The organism is Halosimplex rarum, from assembly GCF_047715405.1.
GTDB lineage: Archaea > Halobacteriota > Halobacteria > Halobacteriales > Haloarculaceae > Halosimplex > Halosimplex rarum.
On sequence record NZ_CP180412.1, the window covers coordinates 4,440,055 to 4,458,579 of the forward strand.

An 18,525-nucleotide genomic window follows, 5' to 3' on the forward strand; every position below is an offset into this window, starting at 1 on the left:
GCTTCGCGTATGATAGACGGCGTCCAGACGCGGGAGCTACAGGTCAACGCCGACGAACGCGGCCACCTGGTCGAGGTCTTCAGGGAGGACTGGGAGGAGTACGACCCCGAGCCGGCGATGAGCTACTACTCGCTGAGCTACCCGGGCGTCGTCCGCGCCTGGCACCGCCACACTCGCGGGCAGGTCGACCACTTCGTCTGCCCTAGCGGGCGCATCAAGGTCGGCGTCTACGACGACCGCGAGGACTCGCCCACGCAGGGGGAACTGGACACGTTCGTCGTCGGCGAGCACGACCATCGGATGATCCGCATTCCCGGGGCGTGCTGGCACGGGTTCAAGGTAGTCGGCGACGAGCGGGCCACGCTGATCAACTTCCCGACGAACCTCTACGACTACGACGACCCCGACGAGGAGCGGCTCCCTCCGGACACCGACGAGATCCCGCTGGACTGGGACGAGATGCCGCACTGACCGAGACGGTCGCTCTGTTCCCCGACGGATCGGTGGTGAAGCCGCCGGCGAAGACCGGCGGTGAGGTCGCCGGCGAAACGACTATCGGTAATACCCTCGTATTACGCCCGTATGTCCGAAGCAACCACGGGAAGTGACGGCGACGACATCGTCACGGTGAACTTCAAGCTCACCGAGTCGTTCCTCGAAGAGATCGACGACACGTGGCAGGGACGCGGCTTCAACAGCCGAAGTGAGTTCATCCGATACACGCTCCGGGACGCCGTCGAGTTCCCGACGTTCGACCGCGACGAACTCGTCGCGCTCCTCGAAGCAGAGGAGGACGTTCGCGAGGGACGGACGATGAGCGCCGACGAGGCGCGCGACCGGTTCGGGACGGATGAGTGACGACGGCTGGGTCTGGGAACTCTCCTCGAAGGCAGAAGACGATCTCGCCGCGCTTTCCCCCGAGGAACAGGACCGCGTCGTCGAGAAACTGGACGACATCGTCGACTCGCCGTGGCGCGATCCGCCCGACTACGGAGAACCGCTTCAGAACAGTCCTTACAGAAAGATACGTGTCGGAGGATTCCGCCTATCCGTGGCCTTCCGAGAGGACGACCAGCGACTGATCGTCGCCCGAATCAAACGTCGCAGCGGTGCATACACTGCCGACGACGATTGATCGGTCATCTCTCCACCGTGGTCGACGCCTGTCTCGTGTTCGTCGCTAATCGCGATCGAGGGTCCTCGGATAGATCAGGGATGCCGATAAGCGGCGACTAACTGACTGTCTGCGGCCCAATCGCCGGACCATGAAGGGACTCATCCTCGCGGGCGGGACGGGCTCGCGGCTCCGGCCGATCACCCACACGGGGCCCAAGCAGCTCATCCCGGTCGCGAACAAGCCGGTCCTGGAGTACGCGGTCGAGGACCTGCGGGAGGCCGGGATCACCGACATCGGCGTCGTCCTCGGGCACAAAGGCCGCGAGGGAATCCAGTCGTTCCTCGGCGACGGGTCGGCCTACGGGGTCGACGTCACGTACATCGTCCAGGGGAACCCGCTCGGGCTGGCGCACGCGGCGGGCTGCGCCCGGGAGTTCGTCGGCGACGACGACTTCGTGATGTACCTCGGCGACAACCTCTTGAACCAGGGGGTCGGGCGGCTGGTCGAGAACTTCGAGTCGGGCGACCACGGCGCGGCGATCGCGTTACAGCACGTCGACGACCCCGGGGCGTTCGGCATCGCCGACGTGGACGAGACGGGTGAGGTGCGTCGGCTGGTCGAGAAGCCCGACGACCCGCCGAGCGATCTGGCGCTCATCGGCGTCTACGTGTTCTCGCCGGCGGTCTTCGACGCCATCCAGGACCTCGAACCGTCCTGGCGCGGGGAGCTGGAGATCACCGACGCCATCCAGTCGCTGCTCGACGACGGGCTGGCGATCAGCTCCCACGTCGTCGACGGCTGGTGGAAAGACACCGGGAAGCCGGGCGACATCCTCGAAGCCAACCGGCTCGTCCTCGCGGATCTGGACCCGGCGGACGACGGCACCGTCGAAGACGGCGCGGAGACCACGGGTCGGATCGACCTCCGCGAGGGAGCGACCGTCGAGTCCGACGCGGTCGTCAGGGGACCGGTCTCGCTCGGGGAGAACGTCACCGTACGAGAGGGCGCCTACGTCGGGCCCTACACCTCGGTGGGGGCGGACTCGACGGTCGCGAACGCGCACGTCGAGAACACCGTTATCATCGGCGGCGCGGACATCGACGCCTCCGGCCGGATCGTCGACAGCCTCGTCGGGAGCGACGCCTCGATAACGAGCGCGAAGGGGCTGCTCCCCGAGGGCCAGCGGCTCGTCGTCGGCGAGAACTCCGACATCAAACTCTGACCATGCGCGTCATCACCCTCACCTGCTCGGACTGCGGGACGGTCGTCTCGGCGAACGAACTGGAGTCGAACCGCGTGATGAAGTGCCCCGGACTGGACTGCGAGGCGGTCCTCCGGTTCGCCGACCTCCCCGAGAGCGACCGCGAACACTTCGTGGCTCACCGGGAGCAGTATCGGCTGTAGCCGCGGGTTCCCCCGGTCGGGCGGGAGCCGAGACCCGCTCCGGTATCACGGTCGGCCTCGAACTCCGAGAGAGGTGTAAAATAGACTATATTTACGGCGGCGGCCCAACAGGCTTAATTAACAGTAGGTCATTGTATCAGATGACGCTTCGTCTTGGAGGGCCGAAGCGTCAGCGGGGACCAATTCAGAGCGACACACGGCCGCTTTTCGGCCGTGGTCCGCTCTGTTCGCTACAATATCGCCGAGTCACGTCTATCTCGTTCACAGCCGTTTACGTGATCGTGTAACCCGCGTCGTCCAGCGCCTCGTATACGGCCGCTTCGTGCGCGTCGGCGATCTCGGGTGGCCGCAGCCCCGCGTCGCCCGAGTCGTCCCTGAACACGTACGATACCGCGTCGAACTCCCCCTCCGCGGTTTCTCCGTGGAGTTCGACGATAACGTTCCGCTGGTAGTCGAACACTCTCACGTTCTCGACGTCGAGGGGCGGCGTAGACTGGTCAAGGCTCATCGTGATCAGGTCGACGTATGGGACCAGTGGGCATACGCCGCCTCCCAAAACAGAAAGGGTCGATAGGCGGCGGTGAACCGACCGGTTTCCGGACGCGACCGCCGCCGGACGCACCGATCAGACGGTCGAACGGGCCGCGGAACAGGCCGAGCAGTCAGCCGAACGGGTCGAGCAGGCCGCTGAACAGTCGAATCGGCGAGCGAGGGCGGCGACGCGCCCCGGCAGACCGGCTGAACGCGTTCGCGGCGCGTTCGACGCCGGACCGGCACTTGCGCGCAGCGGTATTAACCGGTTCTGGCTCGATCCCTCCGCTATGCCATCGAACGGATACAGTCGCGTACACGGGCGGCTCAAACTGGAGGGGTGCCGGTGAGCCTCCTCGGCCGCATCTCGTTCACGATCGAGTCGTGGCTGAACGCGCTCCTCAATCGCACGTCGGACCCGGCAGCGGAACTCGACTACTCCTACGAGCGACTGCGCGACGAACTCCAGGAGATCAACCGGGGCATCGCGAGCATCACTACCCAGAAGAAGCGGCTGGAGATGCACCGCGAGCGCCTGCAGGCGGCCGCCGAGAAACACGACGAGCAGGTCCGGGAGGCGGTCCGTCAGGACCGCGACGACCTCGCGCGGCGCGCGCTCGAGAAGAAACACGCGACGGTCGACCAGGTGGGCGACCTCGAGGAACAGATCGACCGCCTCCAGGCGACCCAGGACCGCCTGACGGAGCGGCAGGTCACGCTTCGCGGCCGCATCGAGGGGTTCCGGACGCACAAGGAGACGCTGAAAGCCCGCCACGAGGCGGCGCGAGCGTCGGCGCGCGTCGCGGAGGCGTTCACGGGCGTCGGCGGCGAGATGGAGGACGTGAGCCGCGCGATCGAACGGGCGACCGACCGGACCGAGCAGATGGAAGCCCGGGCGTCCGCGCTCGAAGAACTCGAAGCGAGCGGCGCGCTCGACGACGTGCTGGCCGAGGGAGACGAGATCGACCGCGAACTCGAACGCCGCTCGACCGAGCAGCGGATCGACCGGGAACTCGAGGAGATGAAGACGCGAGTCGGCCGGGAGACGCGGGACGAGACCGACGTCGAACTCGAACAGGAGCCCACGGGGAGCGGGACCGACTGACTCCCCGGGGGCCGGCGATCAGGACGTGAGCGCCTCGTCGATCGCGGCGAGGTCGTCGTCGGTCGTCGGCTGCTGGCGGCCAAGAGCCGCTTCGACGGCCGACACGTCCAGACAGGTACGGCGCGGTCGCGTCGCCTCGCGGTCGACGTCGTCCATCGCCCCTTCCACGACGAGGGCCGGGTCCGCGCCCGAGCGGTGGGCGAGCAGGCGGCCGAACTCGTAGGGGGTCAGACACGAGCGACTGGCGACGTGGACCGTCCCCGACTCCCCGCGGTCGGCGAGGTCGAGGAGCGTCGCGGCCGCCTGCCCGGCGCGGCTCGGCGTGACGTGCTGGTCGGTGAACAGCGGGACCGACTCGCCCGCGGCGAGCTTCCCGCGGATCCAGGCCGGGAACCCAGTCAGTTCGCCCGTGAATCCGTGGGTCCCGTAGACGAACGAGAGGCGGGCGACCAGCGAGTCGGCGCCGGCGTCGCGCACGGCGCGCTCGCCGGCCAGTTTCGACTCGCCGTACACCTGGAGCGGGTTCGTCTCGGCCGACTCGTCGTACGGCGCCTCGTCGCGCCCGTCGAACACGTAGTCGGTCGAGACGTGGACGAACGAGATCTCCCGCTCTGCACAGGCCGCGGCGAGCGCGCCCGGCGCCTCGGCGTTGACCGCGTGCGCTCGCTCGGGATCGGCCTCGCAGCCGTCGACGTCCGTCATCGCGGCGCAGTTGACGACGAGGTCGGGCCCGCGCTCGTCGATCAGTGCGGCCGCGCGGTCGGCGTCGCGGACGTCCAGCCGGGAGCACTCCACCGGCGCGCCCCCGGGCGGCGACCGGACGGTCCCGTGGACGTCCCAGCCGCGGTCGAACGCGGTGGCGACGACGTTGCTTCCGAGTTGCCCGTTCGCGCCGAGGACCAGCGTTCGCATGTCTCGGCACACGCCGCGGAAACACAAATATGCCGTCGACTCGTTGACTCGACCGTGCGAACGCTCGTCACCGGCGGCGCGGGATTCATCGGCTCGAACTACGTCCGCCACCTCCTCGCGAACACCGACGACGAGGTGGTCACGCTCGACGCGCTGACCTACGCGGGCTCGAAGGGCAACCTCGCCGGCGCGCTCGCGGACGACCGTCACGAGTTCGTCGAGGGCGACGTCCGCGACGAGGACCTGGTCGCCGACCTGGTCGCGGACGTCGACGCGGTGGTCCACTTCGCGGCGGAGTCGCACGTCGACCGATCGATCGACGGTGCGGCGCCGTTCGTCGAGACGAACGTCGACGGCACGCGCGCGCTCCTCGACGCCGCCCGCGACGCGGATCTGGACCGGTTCCTGCAGGTCTCGACCGACGAGGTGTACGGCCAGACCGTCGACGGGGCGTTCGCCGAGGACGACCCGCTGGACCCGCGGAATCCCTACGCGGCGACCAAGGCCGGCGCCGACCACCTCGCACTGAGCTACGAGCGGACCTACGGGCTGCCGGTCGTCGTCACCCGGTCGTCCAACAACTTCGGCCCGCGCCAGCACGAAGAGAAGCTCATTCCGAAGTTCCTCGCCCGCGCCGCCGCGGGCGAGTCGCTGCCCCTCTACGGCGACGGTTCGAACGTCCGCGAGTGGACCTACGTCGCCGACAACTGCCGGGCCGTCGACCTGGTGCTCCGGGAAGGCGTCGCGGGCGAGGTGTACAACGTCGGCAGCGGCGACGAGCGGACCAACCTCGAGGTGACCGAAGCGATCCTCGACCAAGTGGGAGCGTCGCGGGACCTCGTAGAGTTCGTCGAGGACCGGCCGGGCCACGACCAGCGCTACGCCCTGGAGACGGCGAAGATCCGGGACCTCGACTGGGAACCCGAGTACACCTTCGAGGAGGGACTGGAGCGGACGGTCGAGTACTACCTGGGCGACTGAACCGAACCCTCGGCGCGGTCGGCCGGTAACTCCGGCTTACCGACGCGACAGCGAGTATATCGAGGGTATGACTTTCCGGGCCTCCGCCGAACGCAATCGCATGCGCCCAGTGGCCGGTGGGCTGATCGGACGGGCGAGGCGCTGCCTCCGGGAGGACTTCGAGTCGGACCCGTACCTCCCGTACCTCCTCGGGCTGGCGACGCTGCTCGCGGGCTTCTGGTTCTGGCACCGCGTCCCGAACTTCGCCACCCGGGACGAGCGCTGGCGGATCGTCGACCCGATGTCGTTCGTCGGTACGTTCGCCGCGGACCCTGGGATCGATTCGGCGCTCGCAGGGATGCAACAGGGGCGGGCGTTCGGCGCGACGTTCTACCTGTTCGGGCTGGCACTCCTGCCGGTCTTCGTCGTCGCCTTCCTCACCGGGCAGATCGACGCGTTCGTCCAGTTGCCCGAGCACGCGTCGGTCGACCTGTGGGCCCACTGGCAGCGCACGCCGGCGTGGATCTGGACGTGGAGCGTCCTGCTCGGTCGACTCGTCGTCGTCGCGCTGGCGGTCGGGTGCGTCTACGTCACCTACCGGATCGGGACGGTGATGCGCGACCGGGCGACCGGCCGGCTCGCCGCGCTGTTGCTCTCCGTCACCTGGGGCTTTCTCGTCCTCGCCCACGAGGTCGGCGAGGACGTGCCGGCGCTGTTTTTCTTCCTGCTGGTCGTCTACTTCTGCATCCGCTACACCGAGACGGGCGACGCCGCGCTCTTCCTCGCCGCCTCCCTCGCCGGCGGGATCGCCATCGCGCTGAAGCTCACGACCGTCGTCTGCGTGCTCGTCATCGCGAGCGCGTTCGTCCTCCGAGTGGGCAACGCAGGCGACGAGTGGCGGTCGGCGCTGCTCCGGCCGCGGATGCTCGCGGTCGGGGCGGCGCTCGGCGCGGGGGCGATCTACCTGGGGTTCCCGACCGTGGTCGCCGGCGGGCTGGAACCGCTCGTCGCCCGCATCGGTCGGGGGACGACGGGCAAGACCGACCCGCACGGCTGGCGGATCGAACCCACCTGGTGGTGGGCTCTCCGGGGGTACCTCAACGGCATGGGGCTACCCCTGTTCGTCGCCTCGGTGGGAGGACTGCTCGCGAGCATCCCCCGAGTTCTCCAGCGGTCGACGGAGGCCGACGGCGTCGCGCTGACCCTGATCGTGGTCGCCGCGTACGCCCGACTCTACGCCAGTTGGGCGTACATCCGGACGCACCACCTCCTCCCGACGATGCCGCTGCTGGTCGTCGTGCTCGCAGTCGCGCTGATGCGGCTGTACGACTACCGTCGGACGCTGGGCGGGCCGCTCATCGCGGTGCTCCTCGTGACGAGCGGGCTGTACGCCGGCGTCGGCGACCTGGGATACGCCTCCCAGTCCCGGGACCGGGCGACCGGCTGGCTCGACGCGAACGCGGCGTCCAACGCGACTGTCGAGACGTACCCGAACGACCCCCAGGAGGCGGCGGTCCCCCACTGGATGACCGTCTACCGGCCCACGAACAGGAACGCGACGCCCGGCGGCGCGAAGGACTCGGGCATGGCGTGGCTACTGGCCATCGAGGAGCGCTGTCCCGACTACGTCCAGTTGCACTACTACGAGAGCGTCCTCGTGCTGGCGCCCGACGACTGGAGCGAGCGGGCCAGCCGGATCTCCGGTGACCGCCGGGAGCGGTTCCTCAGGGACCTGCTCGCCGGGGACACCTACCCCTACCGCGTCGCGGCGACGTTCGGTCGCCGCCCGGCGTTCCTGGGCGACCGAGCCCGATCGGCGGGACTGCCGGAACTCGTCGAGGTCGGGCTCAGACCGCGGATGCACCAGTACGGGGACCCACAGGACGTGGGCGTCGACCAGTACACCGTGATTCTCGAACGGGACGGGCCGTGTAACGCGTCCGGTTGACTCCCGGTTCGCGGCGTCGTCCGTCCGGCGAGGCCGTTCGCTCGGACCCCGCTCGGCCGACGACGCTTTCCGGAAAATTCGCCGCTCTGGCGGCGTCTGACCCGGGCTTGAGTGTGCAACATGACTCGTTAACCGCCGTTCGCCCTATCGATCGGACGAGGGGGACCGAGAATGTCACCGCCCGTCCGCCGCTGGGTCCGACCCGGAAGAGCACCGCACGGCGCGATCGGGGCGCATCCCGGACGGTCCGTCGCGACGGGGGCGCGCCCCGGACGGTCGGTCACGTCGAGGTCACGCTCCTGTCGGGCCGTCTCGACCCGCCGGCGGAGGTGGGTCGGATGACGAGCGCGAGGGCGCGCCCCACGTTCTCGCTGGTCTTCCTGACGTGGGACCCCGGCGAGGCGATCGTCGGGGCGATCGATTCCGTTCGCCGTCAGGAGTTCGACGACTACGAGGTCGTCGTCGTCGACAACGACAGCGACGACGGGACGCCCGAGCGAGTGCGCGAGGCGTACCCGGACGACGCGCCGATCCGGGTCTTCGAGAACGAGGAGAACCGCGGGTTCAGCCGCGGGATCAACCGCGGGATCCGCGAGAGCCGCGGCGAGTACGTCTGCTGTTACAACCACGACACGCTGTTCCCGCGGGACTACCTGCGGACGCTCGCCGACCGCGTCACGCCCGAGGCGGTGTGGACGACGGCCCGGCGCAACTTCCGCGTCGACCCCGACCGGACCTACGTGCGGCTCCTCTCGCCGTACCGCTTCACGATCCCGTACGTCGTCGACTCGCTGTCCGGGACGGCGGACGTGAACTACATACCGGGGGACGGGGCGATCATCCCGCGAGCGATCTACCGGGAGGAACTCGACGGCGAGGTGTTCGACCCCTCGATGCCGATCCGCGGCGAGGACGTCGACCTCTCGCTCAGGCTGGCCGACCGCGGCGTCCCCATGCGGGCGGTGCTCGACACCTATTCGGTCCACCCGGACAAAGGCGAGATCTACGCGCCGTCCGTGGAGAACTTCCGGACGCTCCTCCGGACGATCGCTGCACGGATCGCCGCCCACAGCAACAACTCGGTCCCGCCCACAGCGGTCGCCCTCTCTGCGGCGAGCCTCGTGACCCAGCCGCTGCAGGTCTACTTCGCCCAGTACCCTCGGTCGGCGGCGGACTTCCGCGACGCGACGACCGTCCGCGAGCGCGAGGAGCCGCCCGCACAGAGCGAGTCGGCGCCGCCGGAGGTGCACTGACGTGGCGACTATCGACCGCCCGCGATGCCTCGATACACCGACCACTGCCCGCCCGCGGCCGACCACTTTTCGGGCCGGCACTCCACTGTCAGATCATGGGGGGAAGTGATCTGTTTCACCGCTCGCTACGGCGGAGCGGCGCGCTCGACCTGATCCACGGTGGCATCGATCGCTACAACGAGGTGCGGGGGTCGGAGGCGTACGAGCCGCCGACGGACCTGCCCGAGTTCCGGGCCGTCCAGCGGCGCGCCCGGACGTACACGGACACCAGCGACCACCTCCAGCGGCTGTTCGTCGAGGCGCTGCAGGCCGACCCGGACACCGTCGTCGAACTCGGCGTCAGGGGCGGCGAGTCGACGTTCGTCTTCGAGCGGGTCGCCCACCTCGCCGGCGCCGACCTCGTCAGCGTCGACGTCGACCCGACGACCTACGACGGCGACTACGACCGCTGGCAGTTCGTCCGGTCCGACGACGTGGCGTTCGCGGAGCGATTCGAGGACTGGTGTGCCGACCACGACGTGGACCCGGACATCGACGTGCTGTTCGTCGACACGAGCCACGAGTACGAACACACCGTCGCGGAGATCGACGCGTGGTTCCCGCACCTGGCCGACGACGCGGTCGTGCTGTTCCACGACACGAACATGCAGCGCGTCTACCGGCGCCAGGACGGGACGGTCGGCCTCTCGCGGCGCGCCGACCGGGGTGTCATTCAGGCGCTGGAGACGTACTTCTCCTGCGCGTTCGACGAGACGGAGTCGTTCGTCACCGTCAGGGACGGGTTCGTCTTCGAACAGCGCCCGTACTGCAGCGGCCTCGCCGTGCTCCGGAAACTGTCCGGCGACGTCGCCGAGAACTATCCCGAGCCGTGACACTGACACCGACCGCCGACGCCGCGGGTACGCCGGCGGGACCGACGACCGACGGGAGGCGTCCGTGAGCGACTCGGGGCGACGGGCGCGGGCGGTCCGCGCGGTCCAGTACCTCGTCGGCGCGCTCGCGCTCGGGTGGGTCGTCCGCCAGGTCGAGTGGGAGCGCGCGGTGGCGCTGCTGGCCGACGTCTCGGCCGGGACCGCGGCGGCGCTGGTGGCCGTGAGCGCCGTCGGACTGGTCGCGTCCCTGTACATGTGGCACGTCCTGCTCGACAGCGCCGCGCCGACGCGGTTCCGCGACGCCGTCCAGACCGGGCTGGTCGTGCTGTTCGTCAACCAGCTGCTCCCGTCGCGACTGTCGGGCCGCGCGGTCGCGCCGTTCGTCGCCCGCGACCGCACCGGGATGCCCTACGCCGACGCGATCGCGGTCTCGGGCGTCCACACCGGGCTGTACGCCGTCCTCTACGGCGTGACCGCACTGGTCGGCGTCGCGCTGGGGCTGGGCCGACTCCCCTCGGCGCTCGTCCTCGTTCTTCTGCTCTCGACGGGACTGTACGTCGCCGCCGGGACGGTGGTGTTGCTCGCCGGCGCGCACATGCGGGCCGTCAATCGCGTGGCCGGCGCGGTCGACGCCGTCGCCCGACGCGTCCCGGTTGTCGGGGGGCGGCTGGGGACGCTGACCGGGAAGCTCCCGGAGTTCACGGCCGACTCGGCGGCCGCGTTCCGCGCGCTGCTCACCGACCCGTCCGCCGTCGGCCAGTACGTCGCGGGCTACGCGCTGACGGTGCTGCTGGTGCCCGGGCTGCGCGTCTGGCTGCTGTTCGAGAGCCTCGGCGTCGCCTTCGAGCCGCTGGTCGCGCTGCCGCTGTACCTCGTCGCGGCCTACAGTGTGACGCTGCTCCCGCTCACGCCCGGGAGCATCGGCGTCTCCGAGGCGAGCGCGACTGCGGTGTTCGTGGCGCTTGGGATGCCGGCAGAGGCGGTCGTCCCGGTGGTGTTCGTCGACCGCCTCCTCGGCTCGTACCTCCCGGCGCTCGCCGGTTGGTACCCCTCGCTGCGGATCGACTTCTCGGACCTGACGTCGAACACGCCCAGCGGGGACTGATTCCCGGGCGGCGCTCCGTCTCGGACGCTGATCCGCTCCGCCGGCATCCCAACGTTCTTGGCGCTCAGCGCGGTCGGTACGACCGATGACGGAGCCGTCCGAGTCCGAGGCCGACCGCGTCACCGAGCGGGTCCAGGCGATCGAGCCCCACGGGATCCGCGAGATGTTCGAACTCGCCGCCGAACACGACGGCGACCTGGTCCACCTGGAGTTCGGCGAACCGGACTTCGACACGCCCGGGCACGTCGTGGAGGCCGCCCACGAGGCGGCGTCTGCCGGCCGGACGAAGTACACCTCCAACGCCGGCATCCGCGAACTCCGGGAGGCCGTCGCGGCGTATCTCGGTCGCGACGGCGGGCCGACGCCTGACCCCGCCTCGGAGGTGGCTATCACGACCGGGGGCGTCGAGGCGCTCCACCTGGCGATCCACACCGTCGCCGACCCCGGCGCGGAGGTCGTCGTTCCCACGCCAGCGTGGCCGAACCCCATCTCCCAGGCGAAACTCGCTGACGCCGTCCCGGTCGAGGTGCCCATGCCCGCCGAGGAGGGGTTCGCGCCCGACGCCGAGCGGATCGTCGACGCCATCGGCCCAGACACCGCTGCCGTCCTGCTGACCTCGCCGTCGAACCCCACCGGGCAGGTGTTCCCGACCGAAGCCGTCGAGCGCGTGGTCGCCGCCGCGGGCGAGCACGGCGCGTACGTGCTCGCCGACGAGGTGTACCGAGAGCTGACCTACGGCGAGCGGCCGCCGCGGACCGCCGCGGTGGCCGACCGGCTCGACCGCGAGGAGTGGGTGCTGTCGGTCGGATCAGTCTCGAAGACGTACGCGATGACGGGCTGGCGCGTCGGCTGGCTCGCCGGCCCCGACGACGTCCTCTCCCAGGTGACGAAGATACGCGAGAGCACGACGTCCTGCGTCAACACGCCGGCCCAGTACGCGGCGATCGCTGCGCTGACCGGCCCGCAGGAGCCCGTCGACGAGATGAAGGCCGCCTTCCGCGAGCGGCGGGAGTACGTGATGGACCGCATCGAGGATATCCCTCGGATCTCGGTCGCGCGGCCGGACGGCGCCTTCTACGCCTTCGTCGACGTGAGCGCGCTCGACGGCTCCAGCAGCGCGGTCGCCGAGCGCCTCCTCGCGGAGCACGGCGTGGTGACCGCCCCGGGAGCGGCGTTCGGTGCCGGCGGCGAGGGGCACCTCCGCCTGAGCTTCGCCAACGGGCTGGACCGGCTCGAACTCGGACTCGACCGCCTCGAAGCGATGGTCGCGGCCGACGCTGACGGCGACGAATAGGACTCCACAGCTGGCTCTCCGGGCGATTTCCGGTGTTCCTCGATCAGAGATCGCCGAGCCGGTCGGCCAGCCGACGAGCGATCTCGGTCATACCGTGGTCCATCGGATGCAAGAGGTCGGTCGAGAGGCCGCCCGGATCCTGGAGCAGGTCGGGGCCCTCGATCAGGTGGAGGTTGTCGCGGTCGGCGGCCGCGACGGCGTCGCGCAGCTCCTGGCGGTACTCGGTCGGCGTGGCCGGCCACTCGTCCCCGTCGCTGATATCGGGACACAGATCGGCGAAAAAGGGGTACAGCGTCACCGCGGCGACGGGTTTGTCGGGATGGGCGCCCGCGACGGTGTCGACCAGGTAGCGGACGCGCTCGCCGAACTCGTCGGCGTCGAAGTCGGCGGCGATCATGTTGACCGAGACGGCGAGCACGGCGCAGTCCCAGTCGTCACGCCCGGCGACGTAGTCCGCGAGGGCGTTCTCGCAGAAGGCGGACCCGCCGGAGCCGAGGTTCAGGTGGTCGGCGCCGAGGTGTCGCGCGGCCTGGTGCCCGTAGGTCACCGGGTAGCGACTCGCGCAGGCGCCCTGGGTGATCGACGTGCCGTAGGTGAGCAGCGTCCGGTCGGGGCGCTCGGCCGGTTCCGGCGGTCGGACGTCGCCCGACACGTCGTGGAGAACGACCGGGTTGCCGAAGAGCACGAGGCGGCCGACCGTCGGGTCGAAGTAGCGGTCGTCGAGGCGGTCGCGGTCGACCGCCGCGACGCGCTCCGGGAGCGACAGTTCGATAGTCGTCGGCTCGGCGCCGAGGGTGACGTGCTCCTCTGGCCGACCCTGGAAGGGGCCCCAGAACGGCGTCGCTTCGCACGACCCCTCGGGACAGGACAGCGTGATCTCGGCGGACTCGCCGACGAAGCGGATCTCGACGCCGTCGGGGCGCTCGTACTCCTCCTGCGAGCGGTCGTTGAACGGCTTCGTGACTGCGGGCGGGAGTCGATCCAGCCGGACGCCGTCGTCCGCAGGGAGGGGCTCTGCGACGTTGTGCAACTCGACGTTCTCGCGTGACATACGGCCGCAATCGGAGACCGCCGATATAGGCGTGGCCCTCGCGTCCCGTGCTTCCGGAGTGTCCCCGGACAGCGGGCGAGTTTTCCCGTTCCCGAACGGACGGTTGCGCATGAACGACGACGGCGACGGCGGTGGTGACGACGACCGCGTCGACGGCGCCGACGGCGTGGCGCTCGCGCTGCGCCTCGCCGCGGCGGTCGAGGCGGGCGAGCGCGAGACCGACGCGCTCGGGGTCGTCGACGAGGCGACGGGGGTCGAGCCGACCGCGGACGGCGCGTTCGCGTACGCGATCGACCGTCACGAGACCCGACTCGCCGAGGTGGCCGTCCACCCGGACCGGATCCACGTCGAGTTCCTGACTGCCCCCGACCGTGCGGCCGGAGCGGCGGCGGACGCCGACTTGCGCGTCCGGCCAAAGGCGGTTCGACCCCCGCGGACGCTCGTGTTTGTCGAATCACCGGACGAGATCGAGGCGGCGCTGGACGTGCTCGACGCCGTGGCCGGGACGCTGGAGTGACTCGTCAGCGCGGAACCGCACTCGATCACTCGCTCTCGGCGGATGCACCCTCTGCCCGCTCTCGGGCGTGTTCGATGCAGAGGATATCGCCGCTCTCGGTGTCGAAGGCGAAGGGGTCGCCCGGGCGGATGCGTCGGCCGTCGACGCCGCAGCCGTCGGCGTGCTTGAGGAAGTACCGCCCCTCTTTCCGGCCGGTCTCCAGGCGGCCGGCCTGGACGGCGAACCGGACCAGTCCCTCGCCGATCTGCGTCCGCTCGGGGGAGTCGGCTTCGAGTCTGATGACCGGCATCGTGAGCTCTGGAACGTCCTACCGGAGCCACCGGAATAAATCGGCGCCCGGCCGCTGCAGGGGACGGGCGCCGTCGCCGATTCCGACGCATCCGTCCATTTAGGGGCGTTCCGCCCCAACCCCGACCCATGGGCGTCCGAGACGTGACCGACATCCACGAGGAGTTCGACGGCGACCGCCTGCCACCGGGCCAGCGGAAGACCGAGCGATTCCCCGTCCTCTCGCTGAAAGACACTCCCGACTTCGACCCCGGCGAGTGGGAGTTCACCGTCCACGGCGCCGTCGAGGACGAACTGCGCTACTCGTGGGAGGAGTTCCAGGAGCTACCGACCGACACGCAGCGCCAGGACTTCCACTGCGTCACCGGCTGGAGCCGCTTCGACAACGAGTTCCGCGGCGTCACCTTCCCGGAACTCGCCGAGCGCGCGGGCGTCGAGGACGACGCCGTCCACGTCATGTTCGGCGCGATGGACGGTTACACGACCAATCTGCCGCTGGACGAGTGCATGCGCCAGGAGGTGCTGTTCGTCCTCGACTTCGACGGCGACCCGCTCCCCTCGGACCACGGCGGGCCGCTCCGCGTGGTCACTCCCCACAAGTACGCTTACAAGGGCGCGAAGTGGGTCGACAGCGTCACCTTCCTCACCGAGGCCGAACGGGGGTACTGGGAGAAACGAGGCTACTCCAACACCGCGAACCCCTGGAACGAGGAACGGTACACGACGCTGTGAGCGACGGGGCCGAACTACTTTGCCGCGGGGGCGGTATCGTCGGGCACGACCGACGGCGGGCCGGACGACCAGCCGGGGCCGAGCCGCCAGCGCGACGTGTACATGCAGGGGCTTGCCGACGTGACGCCGGACTTGCCCATCAGATACGAGGACCTGGAAGCGGCGGCGCTGGAGGCACTCGACGACGCGGTCGGCCACCTCGGAACGACCCCGTAGCGCGGACGCGTCAGTCCTTGAAGTGCGACCGCGCGACGGAGACCGAGCGGTCGCCGAGCGCGAACGACTCGACGAGTCCACGGATCAGCCGCGAGCGGGGGACCGCCCATCCGAACGCCGACGCCGACCCGCGGACGAGCCGTCCGGGGAGATACTGCCCGTAGTCGAGCCAGAACGCGAGGTTCCGGGCGGCGCGTCGCTGGAGCCCGATGACGTGCTCGACGGTCGGGCGCCGCCGCCGCTCGAACGCGTCGAGGCGCTCGCGCGAGATCGGTTCCGCCCCGTCCGAGAGCGCGCGGACGAGCACGTCGTGGGCGACGACGGCGTCCTCGACCGCGAGGGGGTTGCCCTGCGCGCCGATGGGGCTCGCGGTGTGGGCGGCGTCCCCCAGGAGGAGGAGACCGTCGCGGGTCCACGCGTCCGCGAGGCCCGGCGCCACGTCGAGGAGCGTGGTGTCCCGGAACCCGTCGAGGTGCGCGTCGATCGCGGGGCCGAGCTGCGGATCGACGGCGGCGACCCGATCGCGAAACGCCCGGAATCCCGCGTCGCGGACCGCGCGCCACTCGCCCGTGCGGACCAGGTAGCCGACCTGCAGGTCGCCGCCGCCCAGCCCGAAGTAGACGAGGACGCCGTCGCGGTCGAGCCGACCCTGGGTGGCGGCGTCGACGGCGCCGCGCGGCAGCTTGAACCAGACGAGGTCGATCGGCGAGTCGAACAGGCCGGCGTCGATGCCCGCGCTCGAACGGACCGTCGAGTACCGGCCGTCGGCGCCGACCACGACGCGGCACTCGAACGCGACCGTCTCCGGCGCGCGGCTCGCGGTTTCACCGCTCGCTCGGTCCGAGGTCTCACTCCGTTCGCCCTCGCGGCCCCCGGTTTCACCGCTCGCTCGGTCCGCGCCTTCCCGCCGGTCAGGCGAGCGGCTCCCGGTTTCACCGCTCGCTCGATTCGCGCCTTCCCGTCGGTCAGGCGCGCGGTCCCGTGCCATCACCCCCCGTATCACCCCGGACTCGTCCGTCCGGAGGTCGGTGACGGTCGTCGCGGGGTGAAAGGAGAAGGTGTCGTACGCGCCGGCGCGCTCGACGAGTCGTTCGAGCAGCGCGGGCTGTTCCATCATGAGCGCGTAGGGGTAGTCGGTGTCGAGCAGGTCGAAGTCGAGGACGGTCACCCGCCGGCCGTAGAGCGAGAACGCGCCGTCGGTGACGGTCTCGTGAGCGAGGTCGAGCACGTCGCCGAGCACGTCCATCTCGTCGAACAGGCGGACGACGCCCGGGTTCCAGCCGAAGCCGCGATACTCCCGCTCGAATGTCGCGGCCCGCTCGACGAGCGCGACGTCGACGCCGCTGCGTGCGAGGAGGTAGGCGAGGACGGCGCCGCCGGGCCCGCACCCCACCACCACGGCGTCGGCCTCCTCGGTCCGGTCGGGCATACCGGCCCTACGGTCGCCGGGCACGTAGCGGTACGGGTCCCTATCGACCGATACCGCCGCGGGAGTTCCTCGTGGAGGGGCTCACTCACCCGAGAACGCAAACTGCTCCGACTGCGACGGGTTCCGTCGTCGGCCGTCTGGTCGACGAGCGTCGCGCGCTCGTCGACGGCGTCGAAGTCCACCTCGTCATCCCGGTCGAGATTCGGGAGGGCCGTCGTCCGTATCCGGTCGGAGACCGCCCCCGAGCGGTGGACGGACGAAACTGGATTCAGGACCTGTTCGGCGCCGCCGCCGACTCCATCCCGACGTCCGTGATCTCGAATCGAGCGCCGTCGACGCCCTCCGTGACACCGATCTCCCAGCCGTGCGTCTCGCAGATTCGGCTGACGATCGCGAGCCCGTATCCGGGGTTCCCGTCCTCGGTCGAGAAGCCCGACTCGAAGACGCACTCGCGGTCCGCCGGCGGGATGCCGACGCCGTCGTCCGCGACGTAGAATCCGTCACCGTCGGTCACGCCGACGCGCACCGTCGAGGCCCCGCCGTGGTCGAGCGCGTTCCAAAATAGGTTCTCGAACAGGCGGCGGAGCTGGCTCTCTCGCGCTTCGAACGCGGCCTCGCCTTCGATGACGAGGTTCATCTCCTCGGACGACACCGTCGCCCAGGCCCGTTCGGCGCTCCCCGCGAGCGACACGCCCGTCGCCACCGACTCCTCGCCGCGTGCGACCTCCAGGAGCTCGTCGATGAGGTTGCGCATCCGGTTGTGGGCTTCGGCGACCGCGTCGAGGTGTTCGAAGTCGCCCGTCTTCTGAGCCAGTTGCACCTTCCCCTCGGCGATGTTGAGCGGGTTCCGGAGGTCGTGCGAGACGGTGTTCGCGAACGATTCGAGAATGTGGTTCCGACGCTGGAGCTCCTGCTCGCGTTCTTTCTCGCCGGTGATCTCCCGCGAGTGGACGAACAGCCCCTCGTCGACGGGATAGACGCGAACGTGCAGCCAGTAGTCGTGGGGCTCGAAGTAGGTCTCGAAGGCGACGTCCGCTCTGGTAGTCATCGCCTCCCGGTAGGTATCGTAGAGCTCCGTTCCGTCCGCTTCCGGAAACTCGTCGAGCAGCGATCGACCGAGGATTTCGTCCGCCGTCCGGCCAGTCCGCCGCGCCATCTGCTCGTTCCAGTAGGTGATCGTCCACGCGGAATCGACGACGAAGAAGCCGTCCGTCTGCTCGTAGAGCTCGAGCAGCCGGTTGCGCGTGATCTCCGCGCGGCGCACTGATCGCCGGTGACCGACCGCATTTCTGATGCGGTTGACGAGTTGCTCGTACACTTCCGTCCCACCTTTCTGGATGTAGGAGGTCACGCCGGCGTCTATCGCGTCGGTAGCGATCTCCTCGCTCCCCCGTCCCGTGAAGAGGAAGAAGGGCAAGTTCGGGTAGTCCTCGCGGACGGTCCGGAGGAACTCGATGCCGTTCGTGGCCGGCATCTGGTAGTCGCTCACGACGGCGTCGACCTCGCCGTCGCTGAGCGCCTCGAACCCGTCGCGTGCGTTGCGCTCCGTGACGACGGTGAAGCAGTCGTCCAGACGTTCGAGCTGCAGCGCCACCAGTTCGGAGAACTCCGGTTCGTCGTCCACGTGAAGCACGGTTATCTGCGGTTCGTCCGCGCCGTCGAACTCAGTGTCTGGTAGTGCCATCGTGTCTCGTTACTCGTGCCGAACGGCGACCGAGCGGCGACTGATGCCGGCGAGGCCACCGTCGTCTTTTGGACTCTCGATACCGGGTCTCGCGCCGGGGCGGGTGC

20 protein-coding genes are annotated in these 18,525 nt (G+C 69.8%); 14 read left to right on the top strand and 6 right to left on the bottom strand.

What is annotated here, in order from left to right:
* Positions 1-9 precede the first annotated feature (9 nt).
* The 5 genes from ACMGFH_RS21050 to ACMGFH_RS21070 all read left to right on the top strand — a co-directional run bounded on the left by ACMGFH_RS21050 (position 10) and on the right by ACMGFH_RS21070 (position 2,521).
* Complete coding sequence (locus ACMGFH_RS21050) at positions 10-471, top strand: dTDP-4-dehydrorhamnose 3,5-epimerase family protein (protein ID WP_415380567.1); 462 nt, start codon at positions 10-12, stop codon at positions 469-471.
* A gap of 111 nt (positions 472-582) precedes the next feature.
* The gene (locus ACMGFH_RS21055; protein WP_415380568.1) at positions 583-858 is read left to right on the top strand and encodes a ribbon-helix-helix domain-containing protein; all 276 of its coding nucleotides are present in this window, start codon (positions 583-585) and stop codon (positions 856-858) included.
* Entirely contained in the window at positions 851-1,135 is a 285-nt protein-coding gene (locus ACMGFH_RS21060; protein ID WP_415380569.1) for a type II toxin-antitoxin system RelE family toxin, read from the top strand. Before ACMGFH_RS21055 ends, ACMGFH_RS21060 begins: the two co-directional genes overlap by 8 nt.
* A gap of 130 nt (positions 1,136-1,265) precedes the next feature.
* The gene (locus ACMGFH_RS21065) at positions 1,266-2,339 is read left to right on the top strand and encodes a glucose-1-phosphate thymidylyltransferase (protein ID WP_415380570.1); all 1,074 of its coding nucleotides are present in this window, start codon (positions 1,266-1,268) and stop codon (positions 2,337-2,339) included.
* A 2-nt stretch (positions 2,340-2,341) separates the two neighbouring features.
* A complete protein-coding gene (locus tag ACMGFH_RS21070; RefSeq protein ID WP_415380571.1) occupies positions 2,342-2,521 on the top strand; it encodes a hypothetical protein in 180 nt (59 codons plus the stop codon).
* Between the two features lie 271 nt (positions 2,522-2,792).
* Here ACMGFH_RS21070 and ACMGFH_RS21075 read toward each other — a convergent pair whose 3' ends face one another.
* Positions 2,793-3,143, bottom strand: a complete 351-nt coding sequence (locus tag ACMGFH_RS21075) for a hypothetical protein (protein WP_415380572.1) — start codon at positions 3,141-3,143, stop codon at positions 2,793-2,795.
* 255 nt (positions 3,144-3,398) lie between these two features.
* Here ACMGFH_RS21075 and ACMGFH_RS21080 point away from each other — a divergent pair, with 255 nt between their 5' ends.
* Complete coding sequence (locus ACMGFH_RS21080; RefSeq protein WP_415380573.1) at positions 3,399-4,157, top strand: PspA/IM30 family protein; 759 nt, start codon at positions 3,399-3,401, stop codon at positions 4,155-4,157.
* 18 nt (positions 4,158-4,175) lie between these two features.
* Here the strand turns inward: ACMGFH_RS21080 and rfbD are convergent, their stop codons facing one another.
* Positions 4,176-5,069: a dTDP-4-dehydrorhamnose reductase gene (gene rfbD, locus ACMGFH_RS21085; protein WP_415380574.1), complete on the bottom strand. Its 894-nt coding sequence runs from the start codon at positions 5,067-5,069 to the stop codon at positions 4,176-4,178.
* A 54-nt stretch (positions 5,070-5,123) separates the two neighbouring features.
* Between rfbD and rfbB the strand changes: the two genes are divergently transcribed.
* From rfbB to ACMGFH_RS21115, 6 genes are all read left to right on the top strand, one after another.
* Entirely contained in the window at positions 5,124-6,050 is a 927-nt protein-coding gene (rfbB, locus tag ACMGFH_RS21090) for a dTDP-glucose 4,6-dehydratase (RefSeq protein WP_415380575.1), read from the top strand.
* 100 nt (positions 6,051-6,150) lie between these two features.
* Complete coding sequence (locus ACMGFH_RS21095) at positions 6,151-7,977, top strand: ArnT family glycosyltransferase (RefSeq protein ID WP_415380577.1); 1,827 nt, start codon at positions 6,151-6,153, stop codon at positions 7,975-7,977.
* 338 nt (positions 7,978-8,315) lie between these two features.
* Entirely contained in the window at positions 8,316-9,230 is a 915-nt protein-coding gene (locus ACMGFH_RS21100; RefSeq protein WP_415380578.1) for a glycosyltransferase family 2 protein, read from the top strand.
* A 95-nt stretch (positions 9,231-9,325) separates the two neighbouring features.
* On the top strand, positions 9,326-10,102 hold the full coding sequence (locus tag ACMGFH_RS21105) for a class I SAM-dependent methyltransferase (RefSeq protein WP_415380579.1): 777 nt from the start codon (positions 9,326-9,328) through the stop codon (positions 10,100-10,102).
* 64 nt (positions 10,103-10,166) lie between these two features.
* The gene (locus tag ACMGFH_RS21110) at positions 10,167-11,207 is read left to right on the top strand and encodes a lysylphosphatidylglycerol synthase transmembrane domain-containing protein (protein ID WP_415380580.1); all 1,041 of its coding nucleotides are present in this window, start codon (positions 10,167-10,169) and stop codon (positions 11,205-11,207) included.
* Positions 11,208-11,292: 85 nt separating this feature from the next.
* The gene (locus ACMGFH_RS21115; protein ID WP_415380581.1) at positions 11,293-12,501 is read left to right on the top strand and encodes a pyridoxal phosphate-dependent aminotransferase; all 1,209 of its coding nucleotides are present in this window, start codon (positions 11,293-11,295) and stop codon (positions 12,499-12,501) included.
* Positions 12,502-12,544: 43 nt separating this feature from the next.
* On the opposite strand, the gene ACMGFH_RS21120 is transcribed toward ACMGFH_RS21115, so the two are convergent.
* Positions 12,545-13,552, bottom strand: a complete 1,008-nt coding sequence (locus ACMGFH_RS21120; RefSeq protein WP_415380582.1) for an SGNH/GDSL hydrolase family protein — start codon at positions 13,550-13,552, stop codon at positions 12,545-12,547.
* 109 nt (positions 13,553-13,661) lie between these two features.
* Here ACMGFH_RS21120 and ACMGFH_RS21125 point away from each other — a divergent pair, with 109 nt between their 5' ends.
* The gene (locus tag ACMGFH_RS21125; RefSeq protein WP_415380583.1) at positions 13,662-14,069 is read left to right on the top strand and encodes a hypothetical protein; all 408 of its coding nucleotides are present in this window, start codon (positions 13,662-13,664) and stop codon (positions 14,067-14,069) included.
* A gap of 25 nt (positions 14,070-14,094) precedes the next feature.
* Here the strand turns inward: ACMGFH_RS21125 and ACMGFH_RS21130 are convergent, their stop codons facing one another.
* Entirely contained in the window at positions 14,095-14,358 is a 264-nt protein-coding gene (locus tag ACMGFH_RS21130; protein WP_415380584.1) for a hypothetical protein, read from the bottom strand.
* A 128-nt stretch (positions 14,359-14,486) separates the two neighbouring features.
* On the opposite strand from ACMGFH_RS21130, the gene ACMGFH_RS21135 reads away from it, so the two are divergent.
* Positions 14,487-15,089, top strand: a complete 603-nt coding sequence (locus ACMGFH_RS21135) for a sulfite oxidase-like oxidoreductase (RefSeq protein WP_415380586.1) — start codon at positions 14,487-14,489, stop codon at positions 15,087-15,089.
* Positions 15,090-15,315: 226 nt separating this feature from the next.
* On the opposite strand, the gene ACMGFH_RS21140 is transcribed toward ACMGFH_RS21135, so the two are convergent.
* Both ACMGFH_RS21140 and ACMGFH_RS21145 read right to left on the bottom strand, forming a co-directional pair.
* On the bottom strand, positions 15,316-16,734 hold the full coding sequence (locus ACMGFH_RS21140; RefSeq protein WP_415380587.1) for an FAD-dependent monooxygenase: 1,419 nt from the start codon (positions 16,732-16,734) through the stop codon (positions 15,316-15,318).
* A gap of 268 nt (positions 16,735-17,002) precedes the next feature.
* The gene (locus ACMGFH_RS21145) at positions 17,003-18,418 is read right to left on the bottom strand and encodes a response regulator (protein WP_415380588.1); all 1,416 of its coding nucleotides are present in this window, start codon (positions 18,416-18,418) and stop codon (positions 17,003-17,005) included.
* Positions 18,419-18,525 lie beyond the last annotated feature (107 nt).